At 62.8% G+C, this 19757-nt stretch carries 16 protein-coding genes and 1 tRNA gene; 11 read left to right on the top strand and 6 right to left on the bottom strand.

Translation table 11 applies throughout. The annotated features are described in order from the left end of the window. Positions 1-17: 17 nt before the first annotated feature. From V6766_RS00940 to V6766_RS00950, 3 genes are all read left to right on the top strand, one after another. Positions 18-94: transfer RNA gene (locus V6766_RS00940), tRNA-His, on the top strand. A gap of 255 nt (positions 95-349) precedes the next feature. Beyond that, on the top strand, positions 350-1990 hold the full coding sequence (locus V6766_RS00945) for a hypothetical protein (protein ID WP_448462722.1): 1641 nt from the start codon (positions 350-352) through the stop codon (positions 1988-1990). 226 nt (positions 1991-2216) lie between these two features. Further along, positions 2217-3518, top strand: a complete 1302-nt coding sequence (locus V6766_RS00950) for a polysaccharide biosynthesis/export family protein (protein ID WP_448462724.1) — start codon at positions 2217-2219, stop codon at positions 3516-3518. Positions 3519-3614: 96 nt separating this feature from the next. On the opposite strand, the gene V6766_RS00955 is transcribed toward V6766_RS00950, so the two are convergent. Then, complete coding sequence (locus tag V6766_RS00955) at positions 3615-4649, bottom strand: Fe(3+) ABC transporter substrate-binding protein (protein WP_448462726.1); 1035 nt, start codon at positions 4647-4649, stop codon at positions 3615-3617. A gap of 162 nt (positions 4650-4811) precedes the next feature. On the opposite strand from V6766_RS00955, the gene rirA reads away from it, so the two are divergent. Beyond that, on the top strand, positions 4812-5279 hold the full coding sequence (gene rirA, locus V6766_RS00960) for an iron-responsive transcriptional regulator RirA (protein ID WP_448427186.1): 468 nt from the start codon (positions 4812-4814) through the stop codon (positions 5277-5279). Positions 5280-5286: 7 nt separating this feature from the next. Here rirA and V6766_RS00965 read toward each other — a convergent pair whose 3' ends face one another. Further along, positions 5287-6639: an aminotransferase gene (locus V6766_RS00965; RefSeq protein ID WP_448462728.1), complete on the bottom strand. Its 1353-nt coding sequence runs from the start codon at positions 6637-6639 to the stop codon at positions 5287-5289. Between the two features lie 197 nt (positions 6640-6836). Here V6766_RS00965 and V6766_RS00970 point away from each other — a divergent pair, with 197 nt between their 5' ends. Together V6766_RS00970 and V6766_RS00975 are read left to right on the top strand one after the other, a co-directional pair. Further along, entirely contained in the window at positions 6837-8504 is a 1668-nt protein-coding gene (locus V6766_RS00970; RefSeq protein ID WP_448462730.1) for a glycoside hydrolase family 43 protein, read from the top strand. A gap of 77 nt (positions 8505-8581) precedes the next feature. Beyond that, complete coding sequence (locus tag V6766_RS00975) at positions 8582-9514, top strand: ABC transporter substrate-binding protein (RefSeq protein WP_448462732.1); 933 nt, start codon at positions 8582-8584, stop codon at positions 9512-9514. Here the strand turns inward: V6766_RS00975 and V6766_RS00980 are convergent. The 3 genes from V6766_RS00980 to V6766_RS00990 are packed head-to-tail and all read right to left on the bottom strand — an operon-like array spanning position 9511 to position 12300. Continuing rightward, entirely contained in the window at positions 9511-10305 is a 795-nt protein-coding gene (locus tag V6766_RS00980; RefSeq protein ID WP_448462734.1) for an ABC transporter ATP-binding protein, read from the bottom strand. The two genes, V6766_RS00975 and V6766_RS00980, sit on opposite strands and share 4 nt — an antisense overlap. Then, the gene (locus tag V6766_RS00985; RefSeq protein WP_448462736.1) at positions 10298-11311 is read right to left on the bottom strand and encodes a FecCD family ABC transporter permease; all 1014 of its coding nucleotides are present in this window, start codon (positions 11309-11311) and stop codon (positions 10298-10300) included. The genes V6766_RS00980 and V6766_RS00985 overlap by 8 nt, the downstream gene beginning before the upstream one ends. Beyond that, a complete protein-coding gene (locus V6766_RS00990) occupies positions 11308-12300 on the bottom strand; it encodes a FecCD family ABC transporter permease (RefSeq protein ID WP_448462738.1) in 993 nt (330 codons plus the stop codon). Before V6766_RS00990 ends, V6766_RS00985 begins: the two co-directional genes overlap by 4 nt. Positions 12301-12395: 95 nt before the next feature. Here V6766_RS00990 and V6766_RS00995 point away from each other — a divergent pair, with 95 nt between their 5' ends. The 3 genes from V6766_RS00995 to truB all read left to right on the top strand — a co-directional run bounded on the left by V6766_RS00995 (position 12396) and on the right by truB (position 14829). Next, positions 12396-13301, top strand: a complete 906-nt coding sequence (locus tag V6766_RS00995) for an ABC transporter substrate-binding protein (RefSeq protein ID WP_448462740.1) — start codon at positions 12396-12398, stop codon at positions 13299-13301. A gap of 180 nt (positions 13302-13481) precedes the next feature. Beyond that, positions 13482-13892, top strand: a complete 411-nt coding sequence (rbfA, locus tag V6766_RS01000) for a 30S ribosome-binding factor RbfA (RefSeq protein WP_448427194.1) — start codon at positions 13482-13484, stop codon at positions 13890-13892. A gap of 4 nt (positions 13893-13896) precedes the next feature. Next, positions 13897-14829: a tRNA pseudouridine(55) synthase TruB gene (truB, locus tag V6766_RS01005; RefSeq protein WP_448462742.1), complete on the top strand. Its 933-nt coding sequence runs from the start codon at positions 13897-13899 to the stop codon at positions 14827-14829. Between the two features lie 24 nt (positions 14830-14853). On the opposite strand, the gene V6766_RS01010 is transcribed toward truB, so the two are convergent. Then, on the bottom strand, positions 14854-16026 hold the full coding sequence (locus V6766_RS01010) for a serine hydrolase (protein WP_448462744.1): 1173 nt from the start codon (positions 16024-16026) through the stop codon (positions 14854-14856). Between the two features lie 255 nt (positions 16027-16281). Between V6766_RS01010 and V6766_RS01015 the strand changes: the two genes are divergently transcribed. Both V6766_RS01015 and V6766_RS01020 read left to right on the top strand, forming a co-directional pair. Continuing rightward, entirely contained in the window at positions 16282-17898 is a 1617-nt protein-coding gene (locus tag V6766_RS01015) for an FMN-binding glutamate synthase family protein (protein ID WP_448462746.1), read from the top strand. A gap of 215 nt (positions 17899-18113) precedes the next feature. Beyond that, positions 18114-19721 carry an APC family permease gene (locus V6766_RS01020; RefSeq protein ID WP_448462748.1) on the top strand — a complete coding sequence of 536 codons (1608 nt, stop codon included), beginning with the start codon at positions 18114-18116 and terminating at the stop codon, positions 19719-19721. Positions 19722-19757: the final 36 nt, after the last annotated feature.

Below are 19757 nucleotides of genomic sequence, written 5' to 3' on the forward strand. Positions count from 1 at the left end.
ATCAAGCGTCACCTTGTGCGGTTGTAGCTCAGTTGGTTAGAGCGCAGGTTTGTGGCACCTGAGGTCGGTGGTTCAACTCCACCCAACCGTACCATTCTTCACCTTATCGTTTTTCTCCGTCACAGGCCGGCGGTGGCCGGGCATATGGGCGTGCGTCAATCATAAGTTAACGTTAACATCCGATTGTGATCGTTATGGACAAGTCGTTGTGCCGTCGGTGTTGCGGCGTCCAGATGTTCTTGGCAATGAAGGAAGAGTTTTCGGGCGCTTGTGAACAGCATGGCGATGATCTATGGTTTCGGCGATTTCAGAGACATTTTCGGCCGGGACCTGGCGGTTGACAGATAGTATGACCAACCTGACCGCTTATATCACGGGATTTTGCCTCTCGGCCGCCGCTGGCCTGTGCGCTGGCGCTGGACCTGCGTCAGCGCAGTTGCTGGAAGGGCCGGGCGCCCTGTTCCTCGATCAGACCCCGATCGAGATGATGGCTTCCAACTATTCGAGCTTCGAGACCGGCTATCTCCTGCCGCGCGGCGCCGTGTATCTGCAGGTCGGCTCTGACCAGACGACTGCGGGCTCAGGGACAGGCACCGAGGTTTATACCTTGCGCGGCGACTGGGCCGTGGCCGACTGGCTTCAGGTAAGCGCCTTTGGTCATGCGTTCGACGATCCGCCGCTCTGCGGAACGCCACTCTGCGAAGACAATCTCACCTTTCTTGCCGGCGGCGGCGGGTTGAAGCTTGGGCTTGTCGAGAGCTATGGTCTTTCAATCGCGGCGTCCGGATCGCTCGAAGCACTGTATCTGTCCGGCGATCTCTATGCCAATGATACGAACGGCAATTGGGAGATGGCCGGCAGTCTGCAATTGCCGATGAGCGTGACGGTTACGGACAGTCTCAGGTTTCACCTGACCCCCGGCGTTTCGTTTCTGCCGGAGACCGTCAACGGCGTGCCCTATTACGGCACGATACCTTATGTCGGCGCGGGCCTCACCTGGCAGCCGATCACCGGCCTTCAGTCCTATGCCACCGTCATGCTGCCCTATGGCACGGATGGTAATGCCCTTTCGAACTCCGGCGGGTTTGAGGTCACGCCGGTTTGGATGGCGGGCGTCAAGCTTGCGGTGACGCCCAAGGCGGCCGTCGATATCTTTGCGACCAATGGCTGGGGGCAGACGCCCGCGACCAGCGTTCTGGCGTTTCCCGGCAATGACGAGATCGCGTACGGCATCAGGCTGAGCTACACGCCATGGGTCGGGGTCGCGACCCGGGATGTCTATTTCGACAGCTATCGCGTGGATATGCTGAGCCCGGTCACCCCGCTTGAACAGGCGCGCCAGTTCGACGGGTTGACGCTGACCAGCGCCAATACGCTCACCCCGCATCGGATTCTGGCGGAGGCCGGGATCGGCAGTCGGGATTTCATGGATGTCCATCTCGGCTTCAGCCCGGACCAGGACCTGCAGCTTGACGCGATCTTTTCGCAGTATCCGGGCGGCGGCATGGCTGGTGATGCGGTCAGCCCCTGGGGGGATGAATGGGCTTATATGGTTGGCGGCAAATTGCGGCTGATGGACCAGAACTACGGCGATCTGTTTTCGCTCGCGGGGCAGGTTCTTGCCGGGCGCGACTTCAACAAGCCGACGACCGGTATAATTTATGCCTCGCTGCCGGCGAGCCTTGATCTTTCGGATACCGTCTCCGTAGCTGTCGAGCCGAAATTCGCCGCCTATGGCGATGAGCGTCTGAAAGCCATTGGCGGCGGCGTGACCGTGCGTCCGCTGCGCGATCTGGCGCTGATTGGTGAGGTTACCGCAGTTCTGGACGGTGGCGACCCGGTATGGGCGGGCGGAGTGCGTTACGCCCTTCCAAACACACCATTCAGCGCGGATGCCTATGTTACAAATGCAACAGGTCTCCACGGAGTCGGAACAATGCTCGCCCAGGATGAGGCCCGCTATGGACTCACTTTACGTTTTGCGTATTAAAGTCATCCCGTATGTTTGGAATGCGATGTTTTAACGGGAGGCCAGCTATCCGTTTTGGGAGCTGCTTGGGCATTAGATTATTTACATGCTTCTTGAGGTAGGTCTGTTTTAATTCATTCTCAACTGTTCGCGCGTATCTCGTAAGCGTAAAAGTGCGTTTCCTGGTGCATGTGTTCAGAAGGCTCGAATGCCAGAGCAAAAACAAGGCAATTCGGAGAATTTCTAGGTGCGTGCCGTAACAACCATTTGTCTGACCGTGCTGCTTTCCAGTTGCAGCGCCATTTACAATGTGTCGGAAGTGCGCCCGGTCGTGGGCCAAAGCTCCTCCGTGAAAGTCGTGCCGGTCACGAGCGAGAACGTGCTGCTTGCCAACGCTCTTACGCCTTATAAGCCCTTGTCGCTGCCTCCCGTGTTCGATCAGACGACGACCCTTCAGGGCTCCGCCGTTCCGCAGATCTCCGCCTACAAGCCGCAGGCGCAACCCGGCCCCATCGCGACCAAGTTGCCGCCGCTCCAGCAGCCGAAATCCTACCGTATCGGGGTTGGCGATGTGGTGCTTCTGGCGACGCCGAACGCTGACTCGGCGCTGAACGAGATCAACGGCCTGCTCGCGGCGCAGAACGCAAGGCAGGGCTACACGGTCCAGGATGACGGCGCGATTGCGATCCCGACCGTCGGACGCGTCAATATAGCGGGCATGACGCTCCAGGAAGCGCAATCCGCGCTGTTCCAGAAGCTCGTTGCGAGCCAGATCGATCCGACCTTCAATCTGGAGATCTCCGAGTTCAACTCGCAGCGCGTATCCGTGGGCGGCGATGTCGGCGATCCTCAACTGGTGCCGATCACGTTGACGCCGCTCTATCTCGACGAGGCGATCACCGCGGCGGGGGGCGTCCAGACGGTTGATCCGAGTTATGCCACGGTGCGGCTCTATCGTGACGGTGAGGCCTACCAGATCGCGGCCACGAAACTGTTCGCCAAGAACGACATCCCGAAAGTGCTGTTGCAGACCGGCGACCGTGTTTTCGTGGACAGCGAATATTCCGTGGAACTTGCCGAGGGCTATCTCCAGCAGGAACTCAATCTGGCAAGATTCCAGCGCGATGTGCTGGAAGAACAGCGCGATATCTTCAAGACCAGGGTGAGCATGGACGCTGTCGATCGCGACTATGTCTATGTCTTCGGGGAAGTGAAGACCCAGGGTCGTTGGCCATTGCCTTTCGATCGCTATGCAAGCCTCGCGGACGCGATGTTCGAACAGGGCGGGATTTCGCCGGTCACCGGCAATCCGCGCCGGATATACCTGTTGCGGAAGAATCCGTTGCAGACCGGCGGTCCGATGGAAATCACAGCGTGGTCGCTCGATGCGCAGAACACCGCCAACCTGCTTCTGGCGACGGAGTTGCAGTTGCGACCGAACGATATCGTCTTCGTCGCCAGCCAGCCGATCACCAACTGGAATCGCGTGATTTCCCAGTTGCTGCCATCGATTTCCATTCTCGGGACCGCGAACGCGATCCTGGATTGATAGGGACGAGTCTTCTCGTCTGATTTTTCTGAGCACATGAGAGCAGAACGGCGGCAAATTGCCGCCGTCGTCGTTTTCGCGAGGCGTCCCTGACAATCAGGGCCCGTCGTTGAACCTTACCTTGTCGACCAGTTCCGAAGCTTCCTTGCGGTGGGCGGCCACCTCGGAAAGCGGCAGCGTATCGGGATTGATCTCGCCGAAGGATTGCACGATCTCGGAGGCCTCGGCACCGGGCAGGACGGGATATTCAAAGACCTGCTCGGCATAGATTTCCTGAGCCTCGGGCGAGGCGAGGAATTCCATCAGTTTCAGCGCGTTTTCCGGATGGGGCGCATTCTTGGCCATGGCCATGCCGGAGATGTTGACATGGGTGCCACGGTCATCGGCATTCGGGAACAGAACGGTGATCGCCGCCGCCCAGTCCTTCTGCTCCGGCTCCTTTTCGTTGGTCATCATCAGGCCGACATAATAGGTATTGCCGAGCGCGATATCGCATTCTCCCGACATGATGGCCTTGGCCTGACTGCGGTCGTTGCCGTTCGGCTTGCGCGCCAGATTGGCCTTGAAGCCGCGCAGCCATTCCTCGGTATATTCGGCGCCGTGATGCGCGATCATCGAGGCGATCAGCGCGATATTATAGGGGTGCTGGCCGTCGCGGATGCAGATCGCGCCTTTCCATTTCGGATCGGCCAGTTCCTCGTAGGTGATCGGGATATCGCCGACGCGATCCTTCGAGGCGTAGACCACGCGGCCGCGCTTGGTCAGCGCGAACCACTCGCCGTCTTTGTCGCGGTATTGCGCGGGAATATCGGCATTGATCAGTTCGCTTTCCACCGGCTGGGTGACGCCGCCTTCCTTGGCTTCCGTCAACCGTCCGATATCGACGGTGAGGATGACGTCCACAGGGCTGTTGACCCCTTCCGCCTGGATGCGTTCGACAAGTCCCTTGTCGAGGAAGAGGACGTTCGTCTGGATTCCGGTTTCCTCCTCGAACCGCTCCAGCAGCGGTGCGATCAGTTCCGGCTGGCGGTAGGAATAGATGTTGACCTCGTCGGCGGCGAACGCCGGAGCGGCGAATGCCATGACGCCCACCGTCGCCAAAATGCGGGTGAGCCCTGCAAGCCTTGTCATTTGCTTCTCCCTGTGATCTGATATCTTGAGTATCGTAATCAGGTAATAGCGGGTCGCTGTCAACCACGCCCTGGAAGACTTGAGTGAAAATTTCTTCTTTTGGAATTGTTCAAAAGAGGCAAAGGCGCTATAACGTGGAAAGATTCTAAAGAGGAGCACGGCATGCGCCTGACAAAGCAGACAAATTACGCGGTTCGGATGCTGATGTATTGTGCCGCCAATGACGGCAAGCTGAGCCGCGTGCCCGAGATTGCCAAGGCCTACGGTGTTTCCGAGCTGTTCCTGTTCAAGATCATCCAGCCGTTGCACAAGGCCGGCATCATGGAAACCGTGCGCGGCCGCAATGGCGGCGTGCGTCTCGGCCGGCCTGCCGCCGATATCACGCTGTTCGACGTGGTGCGGGTGACGGAAGAAAATTTCGCGATGGCCGAGTGTTTCGAAGTCGGCGCCGAAACGGATTGCCCGCTGGTGGATAGCTGCGGCTTCAATTCCGCGCTGCGCGAGGCGCTCAACGCCTTCTTCGCGGTACTGGCGAAATACACGATCGCCGATCTCGTGCGCCGCCGCACCGATATCTTCAAGCTGCTCAATATCGAGGAAGACCGCAAGACCGAGCAGTCCGCGGCCTGAGCGGCGCTTAGCTGATCTCGGCGAACACTTCCGAGATGGTCTTTTCCAGGGTGTTGAACATCGTATCCATCTCGGCCCGCGTGATGATGAAGGGTGGGGCGAGAACAACGGATGCGCCGAGCGGGCGGCAGATCAGCCCGTTTTGAAGCGCCTTGTTGGCGATCTTCTCGGAGATGCCGACCTTGCTGTCGAAAGCGCCTTTCGTGGTTTTGTCGGCAACAATCTCTATCGCGCCCATGAAGCCGACGCCGCGCACCTCACCGGCATGAGGATGGTCCGCGAACCGGCCGAGCCTTTCCTGAAAGTAGGGCGAAAGCGCGCGGACATTGTCGATCAGCCCCTCATTCTCGATCACGTCGAGCGCCTTCAGCGCGACCGCGCTGCCGAGAGGGCTGCCGGCAGCGGTGAAGCCATGGGGGAACTCGCCAAACCGGTCGGACGCTTCCATCAGCGCGGCTGACAACGCTTCGCCGAGAATGACTGCGCCCATCGGATAATATCCGGCCGTCAGGCATTTCGAAGCGATGATCGCGTCGGGTTCTATACCGTAGACATCGCTGCCCCACATCTCGCCAAGCCGCCCGAAGCCGCAAATCACCTCGTCGGCGATCAGCGGAATGCCGTATTTCCTCAGGATCGGGCGGATGGCCTGGAAATAGCCCTTTGAGGGCGGGATCACACCGCCGGCGCCCTGCACCGGCTCGGCAAACATGCCGGCGATGGTTTCCGGTCCCTCGCGCTCGATCAGATCTTCAAGGTTGCGCGCCATGCGCTGGGTGAAGGCCTCCTCGCTTTCATCCGGCAGGCCGTAGCGCCAGAAATGCGGACAATCGGCATGGAGAAAGCCGGGCAGCGGCAGGCCGAATTCGGCATTGTAGGGCTTGCCCGTCATCGAGGCGGTGGCGATGGTGACGCCGTGATAGGCGTTGTGGCGGGTGATGATCTTGCGCCGCTCCGGCTCGCCCCTGGCGCGGTTGATCATCCACAGCATCTTGACCATGGTGTCGTTCGCCTCGGAACCGGAGTTCGTATAGTAGACCTTGCCGTCATCGAACGGCGACAGGCCAATCAGTCGCTTCGACAGTTCCACCGTGACATCGGCGATCCGGCCGAAAAAGGAATGATAGCCGGGGAAGCGCTGCGCCTGGGCGCAAAGCGCGTCGATCAGGCCCTTATGGTTGAAGCCGGCGACATTGTTCCAGAGGCCGGAATTGGCGTCGAGATAGCGTTTGCCGTCGGTATCCACCACGTAGATGCGGTCGCCGTGGGACAGCACGATCGGGCCGATCTCATCCAGCGAGGCGAAATCGGAGAAGCCCGGAAAGACGTTCTCCAACCCTTGTTTTTCCCATGCGTGCATCATCGTCTCCGTCATTTCCCGTGGCAGGGAGGTTTGTCGCGAACGATCGCCGCCGTCAACCCGGTGTTCGTGCGGCATAAGGGCGGATTTAGGCCACACGGCGATACCAATTCTCTGCGAAACGATTTAAGCAGGACGGGAGCGTTTTGGCTGGCCTCTTTGCGGCTAGCGGCTAAGGAAACTGTCGGGAGGACATCATGACGGATAACGGTATCAGGAACCCCATATTGCCGGGGTTCAATCCCGATCCTTCAATCTGCCGCGTCGGCGATGATTACTATATCGCGACATCGACCTTCGAGTGGTATCCCGGCGTGCAGATCCACCATTCCCGCGATCTTGCCCACTGGCGGCTGGCGGCGCGCCCTCTGAACCGCGCCGGCCTGCTCGACATGCGCGGCAATTGCGACAGCGGCGGTATATGGGCGCCATGCCTGACGCATGCGGACGGGCTGTTCTGGCTGGTCTACACCGATGTGAAGCGGATTTCCGGCAGCTTCAAGGATGCGCCGAACTACCTCACCACCGCGCCATCGGTGGAAGGGCCGTGGTCGGACCGCGTCTATCTCAATGCCAGCGGCTTCGACGCCTCGCTGTTTCACGCGCCGGACGGGCGGAAATATCTGCTGAACATGCTCTGGGATCACCGCCAGAAAGGCCATGGCGACCAGTTCGCCGGGATCGTGCTGCAGGAATACGATGTCGCGGCGCAGAAACTCGTCGGCCCGATCCACAACATCTTCCGCGGTTCCGAACGCAAGCTCACCGAGGCCCCGCATCTCTATTACCGTAATGGCTGGTACTATCTGATGACGGCCGAGGGCGGCACGGGCTATGAGCATGCGGTGACGCTTGCCCGCGCGCGCGATCTTCTCGGGCCCTACGAGATGCATCCGGATACCCACGTGCTGACCACGTTCGATGCGCCGGACGCGCCGCTGCAGCGCTGCGGCCATGCCGATATCGTCGAAACGCAGGCGGGCGAGACCTATATGGTGCATCTCTGCTCGCGCCCGGTCGACGTGGCATGGGACGAGGGCAAGGCCGCCTTTCGCCGGGGGCTGCCGGGCGAGGAAAACGAACGCCGCCGCTCGCAGATGGGGCGCGAAACCGGCATCCAGAAGATGGAATGGCGCGATGACGGCTGGCTCTACCTTGCCGAGGATGGCCATGCGCCGACAAGCCTGATCACGCCCGCGCCGAAAGGGCTTGAGCCGGCGCCGTTCGATCCGCCGCCGGTGCGCACCCGGTTCGCGCCCGGCCCTTTGCCAATCAACTTCCAGTGGCTGCGCAGCCCGGAGCCCGAGCGGATGTTCTCGCTCGATGCCCGCCCGGGTCACCTGCGCATTTTCGGGCGGATGTCGCCGGGCAATGTGTTTGAAAACGCCATGCTCGCCCGCCGCCAGACGGAGCATCGCTTCACGGCGGCCACCGAGATCGATTTCGATCCGGTCGATTTCCAGACCTTTGCCGGGCTGATGTGCTGGTACAACATGGCCCAGCACCACTTCCTCGCCGTTTGCCGCGAGGATGACGGTAGCCGGGCCTTGCGGATCATGTCGGCGCTCGGCGATTTTCCCTTCGGCAAGACGGTGTTCGGCTGCGATCCCGAGCCGGTGCCGGATGGACCGCTGGAACTCCGGGTCACGGTCGACAAGGCGGCGCTGCAGTTTTCCTGGCGCAGCGGCGAGGGCGCATGGCACGATATCGGGCCGGTGCTCGACGCCACGATCCTTTCCGATGAGGCGGGCGTGGGCGAAGGCAACAACTTTACCGGGGCCTTTGTCGGTATGGCGGCCTATGACACCGGCGGTCGCGGGCACCATGCCGATTTCGCGTGGTTCGATTACGAGCTTCGCGATTGAGGGCGGCCTCGCTCGATTGACAATGATGACTATTTAACTCAAGTATTGCGCCCTGTTCGCAACCAGCAGGGGTCATCATGCATTCGGGCATTCTCGCATCCGCCGTTCTTTCCATCTCGCTCCTTTCCGGCAGCATCGCGTTCGCCGGGCAGGTGATCGACCACGCCATGGGCACGACGGAGGTGCCGGCCGCGCCGCTGAGGGTGATCACGCTGACCAACGAGACCACCGAGGCGGCGCTGGCGCTCGGCGTGACCCCGGTCGGCGCGCCGCAATCCTGGTATGGTGATCCGTGGTATCCGCATCTGGGCGACAGGCTTGAGGGGACCGAAGTGCTCGGCACCGAGCTTGCCGTCAATGTCGAACTGGTGGCCGCGCTCGAGCCGGACCTGATCATCGGCAGCCGCAAGCGCGATGAGGAGATTTACGGCCAGCTTTCGGCGATCGCGCCCACGGTATTCATCGAAGGGCTCGGCGCCTGGAAGGACAATTTCGCCTTCGTCGCCGACGTGCTGAACCGCGAGACCGAGGGCGAGGCGGCGCTCGCCAGCTACGAGACGCGGGTCGAGGCCCTGAAGGACGGGCTCGGCGACAATGCCGGCGAAAGTCTCTCGGTGGTGCGCTTCGTGCCGGGACAGACCTATCTCTACCTGAAGGGTAGCTTCCTTGGTCATGTCCTGGGCGATGCTGGCTTCTCGCGTCCGCCGCAGCAGGATGCCGACGGGCTGTCGCTTGCGGTCGGGCGCGAAAGCATTCCCGATATGGATGGCGACCGGATTTTCTGGCTCACCTACGACACCGGCGACGGCAAGGGCGATGCGATGGCCGAGGAGTTCCTGTCCGATCCGCTGTGGTCGCGGCTTGAAGCGGTCAAGGATGGAAGGGTCTATGAGGTCGATGACGGCGTATGGGCCACCGCCGGCGGCTGGTTCGCCGCCCAGAAAATGCTGAGTGATCTCGCCGAGGTCTACGGCGTGGAACTGCCGCCCGTGGAGGCGGCTTCAGATTAGGCCGATTGCCGCGACAGCGGTACGATCACCGGCAGGTCGGTGTCCGGCAGCGGCAATATCCGGCAGTCGATATCGAACACCGTGCTGACCCGCTCTTCGGTCAGCACGTCGCGGGTTGCGCCTTCTGCGGCGATCCGGCCGTTTTCGAACAACACGACATGATCGGCATAGCGCAGCGCGTGGTTGAGATCGTGCAGCACGATCACGAAGCTGCGCTGTTCCCGCCGGTTGAGCATTACCAAGAGATCCAGGATTTCGAGCGCGTGAGCGATGTCGAGATGGTTGGTCGGCTCGTCGAGGAAGATCCGCGGCGCGTCCTGCGCCAGCGTCATCGCGATCCAGGCGCGCTGCACCTGGCCGCCCGAAAGCTGGCCGATGCTGCGCCCGGCAAGCGCCTCCATGCCCGTGGTCCTGAGCGCGTTTTCGACCGCGCGCCTATCCTCGGCGGACGGGCCGGAAAACCGGCTGCGGCGGGAATAGCGGCCGAGCATGGCAAGGTCAAAGACGGTCATGTCCTCCGGCGCGTCCGGCGACTGGCTGAGCATCGCGATTTCGCGGGCAAGCGCGCGCGGCGTCCAGTCGTCAAGCGCCTGGCCCGCCACCTTCGCATCGCCGCCGCTTGGCGCATGGAGCGCGCGCAGCACCTTGAGCGCTGTAGACTTGCCGCTGCCGTTCGGCCCGCAAAAGGCGATGATCTTCTGCTCCGGCAGCGTCAGGTCGATCGCATCAAGCGCTGTGAACCCGTCATAGTGGGCGGAAAGCGTGGACATTTCGGCAAGCGGCTTAGACATTGCTGCGCTGGCTCCTGAGAATGAGGGCGAGGAAAAGCGGCGCGCCGATCAGCGCGGTCACCGCTCCCGCCGGCAGTTCCAGCGGACTGGCGATGGTGCGGGCAAGCGTATCGGCGATGAGCACCAGCATGCCGCCGATCATCGCGGTCGCGACCAGGTAGCCGGCGGCGAACTGGCCATGGAAGAGACGCGCGGCGTGCGGCGCGATAAGCCCGACAAAGCCGATCGCGCCGACCTGCGAGATCGCCAGCGCCGTCAGCAGTACCGAGAGCACCATGAGCGCGATCCGATTGCGGTCGACCGAAAAGCCGGTGGTCGCGGCGGTCTGGGCATCGAGCACGATCTGGCGCATCGGCAAGCGCATGAAGATCAGAACGGGAACCGCCGCCGCAAGGCCGCACGTCACCACGCCGACATCCATCCAGTGGGCGGCGCTGACCGATCCGGTGATCCATTGCAAGGCCTGGCTGGCGCGATAGACCGGGCCGATGATCATCATCAGCGTGACGGCCGCCTTGGCGAGCGCCGAGAGCGCAATGCCGTAGAGAATCACCCGGACGGGATCGCGGCGGCGGGTATCGGCGAGCGTCAGCAGGCCGACCAGGGCGGCAAAGGCGAGCGCGCCGATGATCGCGGCGAGCGGTTGCCACTGGATCGAGACGGTGAGCACATTGGCCTGATCGGAAAACAGCCACAGAAAGGTGACGACGCCAAGCGCCGCGCCATCGGTGATGCCGAGGATCGAAGGGGCGGCCATCGGGTTTCTGAGCGCGCGTTGCAGGATCGCGCCGGCAAGGCCGAGCGCCATGCCGGCCGCCACCGCCAGCGCCACGCGCGGCAGGCGCAGGGTCCAGACGATCACGCCGTCCATCCGGCTGCCGTCGCCGAGGAGGGCGGCGATCACCCGTTCCGGGCCGATGAAGCTCGAGCCGAGACCGGTCGCGCCGATGACGCAGAGTGCCAGCAACGCGGCGAGCACGGTCAGGCGGAGGGCAGGGGCGTTCATACGCCGACCTCCCGCAACCGCTTCGCGCGTAAGAGCGCGATCAGGAACGGCACGCCGACAAAGGCGAGCACCGCGCCGATCGGCGCTTCGCCGGGGGCGACGATCAGGCGCGCCAGAATATCGGCGAGCACGGCGATGATTGCGCCCGTCAGCATGGCAAGCGCGGCCATGCCGAAAAAGGCGGGGCGTTCCGGCGAAAGCCGACGCGCGATATGCGGCGCGATCAGGCCAAGAAAGGCGACCGGGCCGGACATCGCCACCGCGCCGGCGGAAAGCAGGGCGGCGAGCGAGAGTGCCGTGATGCGGGTGCGCGCCACATCGACGCCGATGCCGGCGGCACTCTGGTCGTCTAGCCGCAGCGCATCGATCGACGGGCCGAGGAGGGCGCAGCCGGCAAGCGCGATCACGAGCGCTGAAAGGCCCACCCAAAGCAGCGCCAGCGGGCGATCGGCAAAGCCGCCGGAGAGCCAGAACAACAGCGTTTCCAGCGCAGTTTCGTCCAGAAGCAGGGCAAGCTGGGTGAGCGAGGCGAGCATGGCGGCAACCGTGACGCCGATTAGCAAGATGCCCGTCGGTCCCGTCTGCGGTCCGAGCGCGGCGGACAGGCCGAAGACCAGCGCGGTGGCGGCAAGCGCGCCACAGACGGCAAGCAGGCCGATCGCGCCGACCGAGACCACGCCGAACAGCACCAGGCCGAAGGCGACCGCGAAGGCGGCCCCGGCGTTGACGCCCAGAAGGCCGGGTTCTGCGAGCGGGTTGCGCGTGGTCGCCTGCATCAGCAGGCCGGAGACGGCCAGCGCCGCGCCGGTCGCCATCGCGTTCAGCGTGCGCGGCAGGCGTAGCGTGCGGATGATGATGTCGGCCGTGTCATTGCCGCCCGAAAACGCCGACCACACCGTCGCCGGGCCATAGATGCGCACGCCGAGATGCAGGCTTGCAATCGCGGCGATCAGCAATGTCAGGCTCAACAGCAGCAGCGTCCTTCGCACGGGTTCCCCTTTCGCAGCGACGATTGACATTGCTGATTGAAATGGTCAACTTTAAAACCGAAAACATGAACGCAATATTCAAGTTGAGAGTCTCCGTGACCCGATTGATCCGACTGGCGGCTGCGGCTGCCCTTGCCGCCCTGTTCGCAACACCGCTTGCCGCCCGCGAGGTGAGCGATGCCATGGGCACCGTCACCGTTCCCGACCTGCCGGAGCGCATCGTGGTGCTCACCAATGAGGGCACCGAGGCGCTGCTGGCGCTCGGCGTTCATCCGGTCGGCGCGGTCAATTCCTGGCAGGGTGACCCGTGGTGGGATCATATCGAGGCGCAGATGGGCGATGCCGAGCCGGTCGGGACCGAAAGCGCGGTCAATCTCGAAATGGTCGCGGCACTTGAGCCGGATCTGATCATGGGCAACCGCCAGCGCCAGGAGGATATCTATCCCCAGCTTTCCGCGATCGCGCCGACGGTGATGTCCAGCGAGTTGCGCGGCGACTGGAAGGTCAATTTCGAGCTCTATGCCGAAGCGCTCGGCCTCTCCAACAAGGGCGAGGAAGTGATCGCCGAATATGATGCCAAGGTCGCCGATCTGCGGGAAAAACTGGGCGATGCGACGAATGAGGAAGTCTCCGTCATCCGTTTCCTGCCGGGCCAGATTCGCATCTACCAGCTCGACAGTTTTTCCGGCGTGCTCTTGAAGGATATCGGGTTCCAGCGTCCGGAGAACCAGAATGTCGAGGAATTCGCGATCCGCACCGGCAAGGAGAGCATTCCCGACATGGACGGCGACCGGATCTTCTATTTCACCTGGGAGGTGGGCAATGGCGAGGGCAAGGCGCTTGAGGAGGAGGTTCTGGCGGACCCGCTCTGGCAGTCGCTCTCAGCCGTCAAGGCCGGTAGGGTCCATGGCGTTTCCGACGCGATCTGGAACACCGCCGGCGGCGTGATCGCGGCCGACCTGATGCTCGACGATATCGCCCGGATTTACGGCGTTCAGTAACGGTTTCAGACTTTTTGAAGCATTGTGCCGCGCGGGTGGAGAGCCCGCGCGGCCTTTGCGTCTGAGCGCGCCCGATTGACCTTATGGCAACGAAGCGGTAAACGGGCGTCCCATGGCGTCCGGCCGGGTTCGAACCCCGTCAGACCGGATCGAATAGAACACGAACGAACCAGGACTTTTATGACGAGAGCTACCTCCTCGGCGCCCTCCCAGCGCATGCTTCGCGTTGGCGAACAGGTGCGCGCCGCCATCACCAAAGTGTTGCAGCGCGGCGACCTTCTCGACCCGCTGATCGAGACCACCGTGATTTCCATCTCCGAAGTGCGGATGTCGCCGGACCTGAAGATCGCGACCGCCTATGTCACGCCGCTCGGCCAGACGGATCACGACGCGGTGGTCAAGGCGCTGAACCATCATGCGAAATTCCTGCGCGGCCGGATCACCCGCGAAATCCGGCAGATGAAGAACATTCCCGAGCTCCGCTTCCGCGACGACACGAGTTTCGAGAATTTCCGCAAGATCGACGAACTTCTGCATTCGCCCGAAGTGGCGCGCGATCTCGATCACGATGAAGACGACGGTAAAGAATAAGAAAATGGCGCGACAGAGAAAACCCAAGGGCCGTCCGATCTCCGGCTGGCTGATCCTCGACAAGCCGATCGATTTCGGCTCCACCGAGGCCGTTTCCAAGATCAAGTGGCTGTTCAAGGCGCAGAAGGCGGGGCACGCCGGCACGCTCGATCCGCTCGCCTCCGGCATGTTGCCGATCGCGCTCGGCGACGCCACCAAGACCGTGCCTTACGTGATGGACGGCCGCAAGATCTACGAATTCACCGTCACCTGGGGCGAGGAGCGCACAACGGACGACCTCGAGGGCGAAGTCAGCGAGAGCTCCGATAACCGCCCGCAGCGGGCCGACATCGAGGCGCTCATCGAAAAATATACCGGCGTGATCGAGCAGGTGCCGCCGCAGTTTTCCGCCATCAAGATCGATGGCAACCGCGCCTACGATCTGGCGCGTGAGGGCGAGACCGTGGAAATCCCGACCCGCGAGGTCGAAATCCACCGCCTGACGCTGCTCGGCTGCCCAGACGAGAACACCGCCGAGTTCGAGGTGGAATGCGGCAAGGGCACCTATGTGCGCGCGCTTGCCCGCGACATGGGCCGCGATCTCGGCTGCTTCGGCCATATCTCCTCGCTGCGCCGCCCCTTCGTCGCGCCGTTTTCCGAGGATATGCTGGTGCCGCTTTCGGAGCTCGTCGCGCTCGAGGAAATCGAGGACGATGAGGAGCGCTTCGCAGCTCTTGAGGAATATCTGGTAGACACCTCGGAAGCGCTCGCCAGCCTGCCACATGTTCCGGTCAATGAAGACCAGGCCCGCCGGCTGAAGCTCGGCAATCCGATCATCCTGCGCGGCGCCCATGCGCCGGTGGAAGAGCCGGACGCCTACGCCTCGCTCGCCGGCAAGCTGGTCGCGATCGGCGAGATTGCCGAGGGCCAGTTCAAGCCCAGGCGGGTCTTCGGCTGAGCCATCCGCGTCAGGGCCTCGCCTTCAATGCGAGGCCCTGAGCTGGGACGCCAACGCCGCGAAGGCGCCCGCAACGGTTGCTTCGTCAATGGCCTCGTCGTTGTTGACTGTTACCGAGATGCAGTAGCTTTGCCCGTTCTCGCCGGTCAGCGCAGCGGTGAGGTTCAGGACTCCCGGTTCGCTGCCACCCTTGTAGGCCACCGATTGCCAACCGCGCACCGGCCCCTTGTTGATGGCGAAGATATCCGCCGCTTTGACATCGCCCGCGAGCCGGCAGAGCGTTTCCGCCGAAAGACACCATTCGATCCCGTCGATTGCGTGTCCGCTCGCGTCTCTGGCGGCCGGCAGGGGAGCATCGGAGATCTCGGCAAGCAATTCGGCACGCCCTGCACCGGAGGCGGTTCTGTAGCGTTCGGCAAGAGCGGGATCGGCCTTCAGGGTAAACAGCGCGCGGGTGGTGAGCACGTCGTCGAGCCCAAGGGCCTCGGCAACGCGCTCGGGACCGAGAATGCGCATCAGCATGTCGGTCGCGGTGTTGTCGCTTTCCGAGATCATCAGCGCCGCCAGCGTATGCAGCGTGAAGGGAGAGCCCGGCGGGAAGGTCTGCAGCTTGCCCGAGGGAAGCGATAGGTCCTCGGGCTGGAGCCTCTCCACATCCGCCCACTGGCGCTTGCCGGCCGCGATATCGTCCATGAGAACCTTCAGAACGCCGAGCTTGAAGGTGGAGCCGACCGCGAGCGGGACCTCCGCATTTTGTTCGTGCAGTGTTTCGCCCTCCGCTGTCACCAGATAGGAAACCGTGCCGGGCAGGGCTGCGATATCGGCAAGCGTGTCCTCGATGCTTCCGCCGCTCGGCTGGAACGGGTGAAAGAACAGGCCGGTGATTTTGCCCGAAGCGTCGAGTTCGATTTCGGCGGGTATGTCGCCGGCCTCCGCGCGGATAAGGTAGCCGTCACCATCCTCCGTGATGCCGGTCACCGGTCCGGCCTGGTCGTGGAGGCTTTGAAGTATAGCCGTCAACTGCGCGGTCGGAACGGCTTTTGCGAAGCTTTCGGACACGAGGCCGGCGGCGCTTTCAGGCGTTTCGATCAGGCTCCTGAGCGTTTCGATTTCGCGATCCTCGGCATGGGCGGTCGCGGTCTGCAGCAGCAGCGCGGCGCATGTGGCCGTAGCGATGCGGCGGAGAGCGGGCAGCATGTTTTCCTCCTGCGGTAACGGGTCGATACAGTGCTGAAAGCACCTTCTCGCATATAAGACGGTCTTTCGAAACGGGAGGATGGCTAAGAACGCGAAAATCCGGGCAGCCATTGCGTCGCCGTTCATCCTGTGTTGGAAAATTTGTTGTAGGGGGAGCGTGTCGTTCCCGCCGGATTTGCTGTCCCGGGCCTTTCGGTTCCGGTGGCAAAAGCGTACAGAGTCTGATAACGCTGGCTTACTACAAGGGGAGGTTGCATGCTGGATATGCTCATGCGGTGCATCGTGCCGATCGCCGCCGCCTTTTTCACCGTCGTCGCGATTGCCACCGGCTGGTTCTGGATCCTGCTGATCACCATCCCGGTGCTGGCGATCGCCTTTTACGACTGGTTCCAGTCGTCCTGGACGATTACCCGCAACTATCCCGTTGCCGGCCGCATCCGCTGGATCGCATTGTCGCTGCGGCCCTTCATACGCGCCTATGCGGTGGAGGACGACACCCACGGCACGCCCTATTCCTATGCCGCGCGGCAACTGATCCGCACCCGGGCGCATGGGCTGTCAGACACCGTGCCCTTCGGCACGGAGCTTGAAGTCTACGAAGATCCGCATCACTGGATCTCCCATTCGATGGCGCCGCATACCGATCCCGACCGCTCGCCGCGCGTCACGGTCGGCAACGAGCAGTCGTCCAAGCCTTACGAGGCGTCGATCCTCAATATCTCTGCGATGAGTTTCGGCGCGCTTTCGGCGAATGCCGTGCGCGCCATGAATATCGGCGCGAAGACCGGCGGCTTCTATCAGGATACCGGCGAGGGCGGGCTCAGCCGCTACCATCTCGAACATGGCGGCGACGTGGTCTGGGAAATCGGGTCCGGCTATTTCGGCGCGCGCGACAAGGACGGTCATTTCGATCCCGAGAAGTTTCGCGACAAGGCCGCCAATGACGCCGTCAAGATGACCGAGATCAAGGTCAGCCAGGGGGCGAAGCCCGGCCATGGCGGCATGCTGCTCGGCTCCAAGGTCACGCCCGAGATCGCCGAGGTGCGCGGCGTGCCGGTTTATCAGAACTGTCTGTCGCCGCGCGGCCATTCGGCGTTTTCAACGCCGGTGGAGATGCTGGAATTCGCCGCCCAGATGCGCGACCTTTCCGGCGGCAAGCCCGTTGGCATCAAATTCTGCGTCGGCCAGCCGCATGAGCCCTTCGCGCTGGTGAAGGCCATGCTTTCCACCGGCATCTATCCCGATTTCATCGTGATCGACGGTGCCGAGGGCGGCACGGGCGCTGCCCCGCTGGAACTTGCCGACTGGGTCGGCATGCCGCTCTGGGACGGGCTGATTATCATGCGCAACGCGCTGGTCGGCGCGGGCGTGAAGAAGCATGTCCGCCTTGCGGCCAGCGGCAAGGTGTTTTCCGGCATGGGGCTTGCGCACAATCTCGCGCTCGGGGCCGACTGGTGCAATGCGGCGCGCGCCTTCATGATGTCTGTCGGCTGCATCCAGGCGCAGCGCTGTCACACCGGCACCTGTCCCACCGGCGTCACCACCCAGGACAAATGGCGCCAGCGCGCGCTGGTGCCGGAAGAGCAGGGCGCCAATGCCGCCCGCTTCCACAAGAAGACCGTCGAGGCGCTGTCGGAAATCGTTGCCGCCTGCGGTTATGCCCATCCGCAGGACCTGCAGCCGCATCACATCATGCACCGTCTCGGCTCGCATGATGCCGTGCCGCTCGACAAGCTGCATACCTTCCTGCCGGAAGGCGTGCTGGTGGATGATCCCGATTCGACGCTCTATGCCGACTGGTGGCGGGCGGCGAGCCCGGACAGTTTCCGCCCCGCCGCCGATCTGGTGCGGATGCGCGCCAGCGCCGGCTGAACCGGCCGGTCCGTTCGGCAAGACCGCCGTTTGATTGGTTCCGGTTGCAATTTGGACGCAATGCCGATGAATTTGAACGCAGGGCGGGAAACCGATTGACTCGGTTTCGCGCCCGTTCAAATAATTGAAGCCGAAAATTGCATATTCATTGTAGTAAGCCAGCAGGGGTGGTCGGCTGCACTCGTTGAGGCGCATTGAGCTAAGGGGGATTTTCTATGGCGATGCGACGCGAAATCGGGCTGATCGGACTGACATTTGTCGCGGTCGGCGGTGTTCTGGGCTCCGGCTGGCTGTTTGCTCCACTTGATACGGCGCAGCTTGCGGGACCCGCCTCCATCATAGCCTGGCTGATCGGCGCGGTGGCTATGCTGTTGATCGCGCTGACCTATGCCGAAAATTCCACCCTGTTTCCGATTGCCGGCGGCATCGCCCGCATTCCGCAATTCTCCCACGGTCGGCTGCTGGCGCTTGCCATGGGCTGGAGCGCCTGGGTCGGCTATTGCACCACCGCGCCGATCGAGGTGAAGGCCTCGCTCGGCTATGCCTCCTCCTATCTGCCGTGGCTGACCAACAGCGCCGGCGGGCTGACCGTTTCCGGCTATCTCGCCGCTGCCGTGTTCCTTGCGGTGCTGACGGTCATCAACGTCTTCGGCGTGGCCTGGTTCGCCCGCATCAACACCGCGATGACCTGGTTCAAGCTGTTCGTGCCGGTGGTGTTCATCGTGGTCATCGTCGCGTCCCGGTTCGAGTCCTCGAATTTCACATCCGCCGGCGGCTTCGCGCCGTTTGGTGTTCCCGGCATCTTCGCCGCCGTCTCCACCGGCGGCGTGGTTTTCGCCTTCATCGGCTTCCGCCATGCTATCGATCTTGCAGGCGAGGTGCGTAACACCCAGCGGGTCATTCCGCTGGCGCTGATCCTGTCGGTGCTGATCTGCCTTGCAATCTATGTCGGCCTGCAGATCGCCTTCATCGGCGCGATCGACCCGGCCTCGCTTGCGAACGGCTGGCAGACCATCGAGGCGACCCATGAGCTCGGCCCGCTCGGCGCGCTGGCAACCTCGATCGGCGTGTTGTGGCTGCTCAGCATGCTGAACGTCGCCGCCGTGATCTCACCCGCCGGCAGCGGCCTCGTCTCTGTCAGTTCGAATGCGCGTCTGGCGCTGGCGATGTCGAACAATGGCGTGTTTCCGCGCCTGTTCGCCAAGCTCAACCAGTATGGTGTGCCGCTCTGGGCGCTGATCCTGAACTATGTGGTGGCGCTGTTCATGCTGATCGTGCTGCCGTTCCAGCAGATTCTGGCGCTGAACAGCGCGGCCGTGGTGCTGTCGTTCATCGCCGGCCCGGTATCCATGGTGGCCTTCCGCTATCTCGCGCCCAACGCGCATCGGCCCTTCGTGGTGCCGGCCGCGGGCTTCATCGGCGCCGTCGCCTTCGTGATCGCGAGCCTGATGATCTTCTGGTCCGGCTGGAGCACGATCTGGCTGCTGCTGGCGCTGCTTGCCGTCGGCGCGCTGCTGTTTCTGCTCCGCTTTGCGGTGATCGGCCGGGAGGATCTGGAGCCGAAGAGCGCGGTCTGGTTCGGCGTCTACATGGCCGGCATCGCCGTCATCTCCTATCTCGGCGGCTATGGCGGCGGCCTCGGCGTCATCCCGCACCCGCTCGATTCGGTTCTGGTCGGCCTGTTCGCCGTGGTGATCTTCCTGATGGCCGTCCGCGGCCGCGTCTCCCAGGACGTCTTCGACCGCTTCCGCCACGAACAGCACGAGATCGAACGCCAGGAATATGACGGCGACGACATCGAGGACGCGATGACGCGGGAGTAGTCTTGTTTCACTTGCTACCCAACAAGGAAGGCCGGT

The sequence above is a fragment of the Martelella sp. AMO21009 genome (assembly GCF_053484295.1).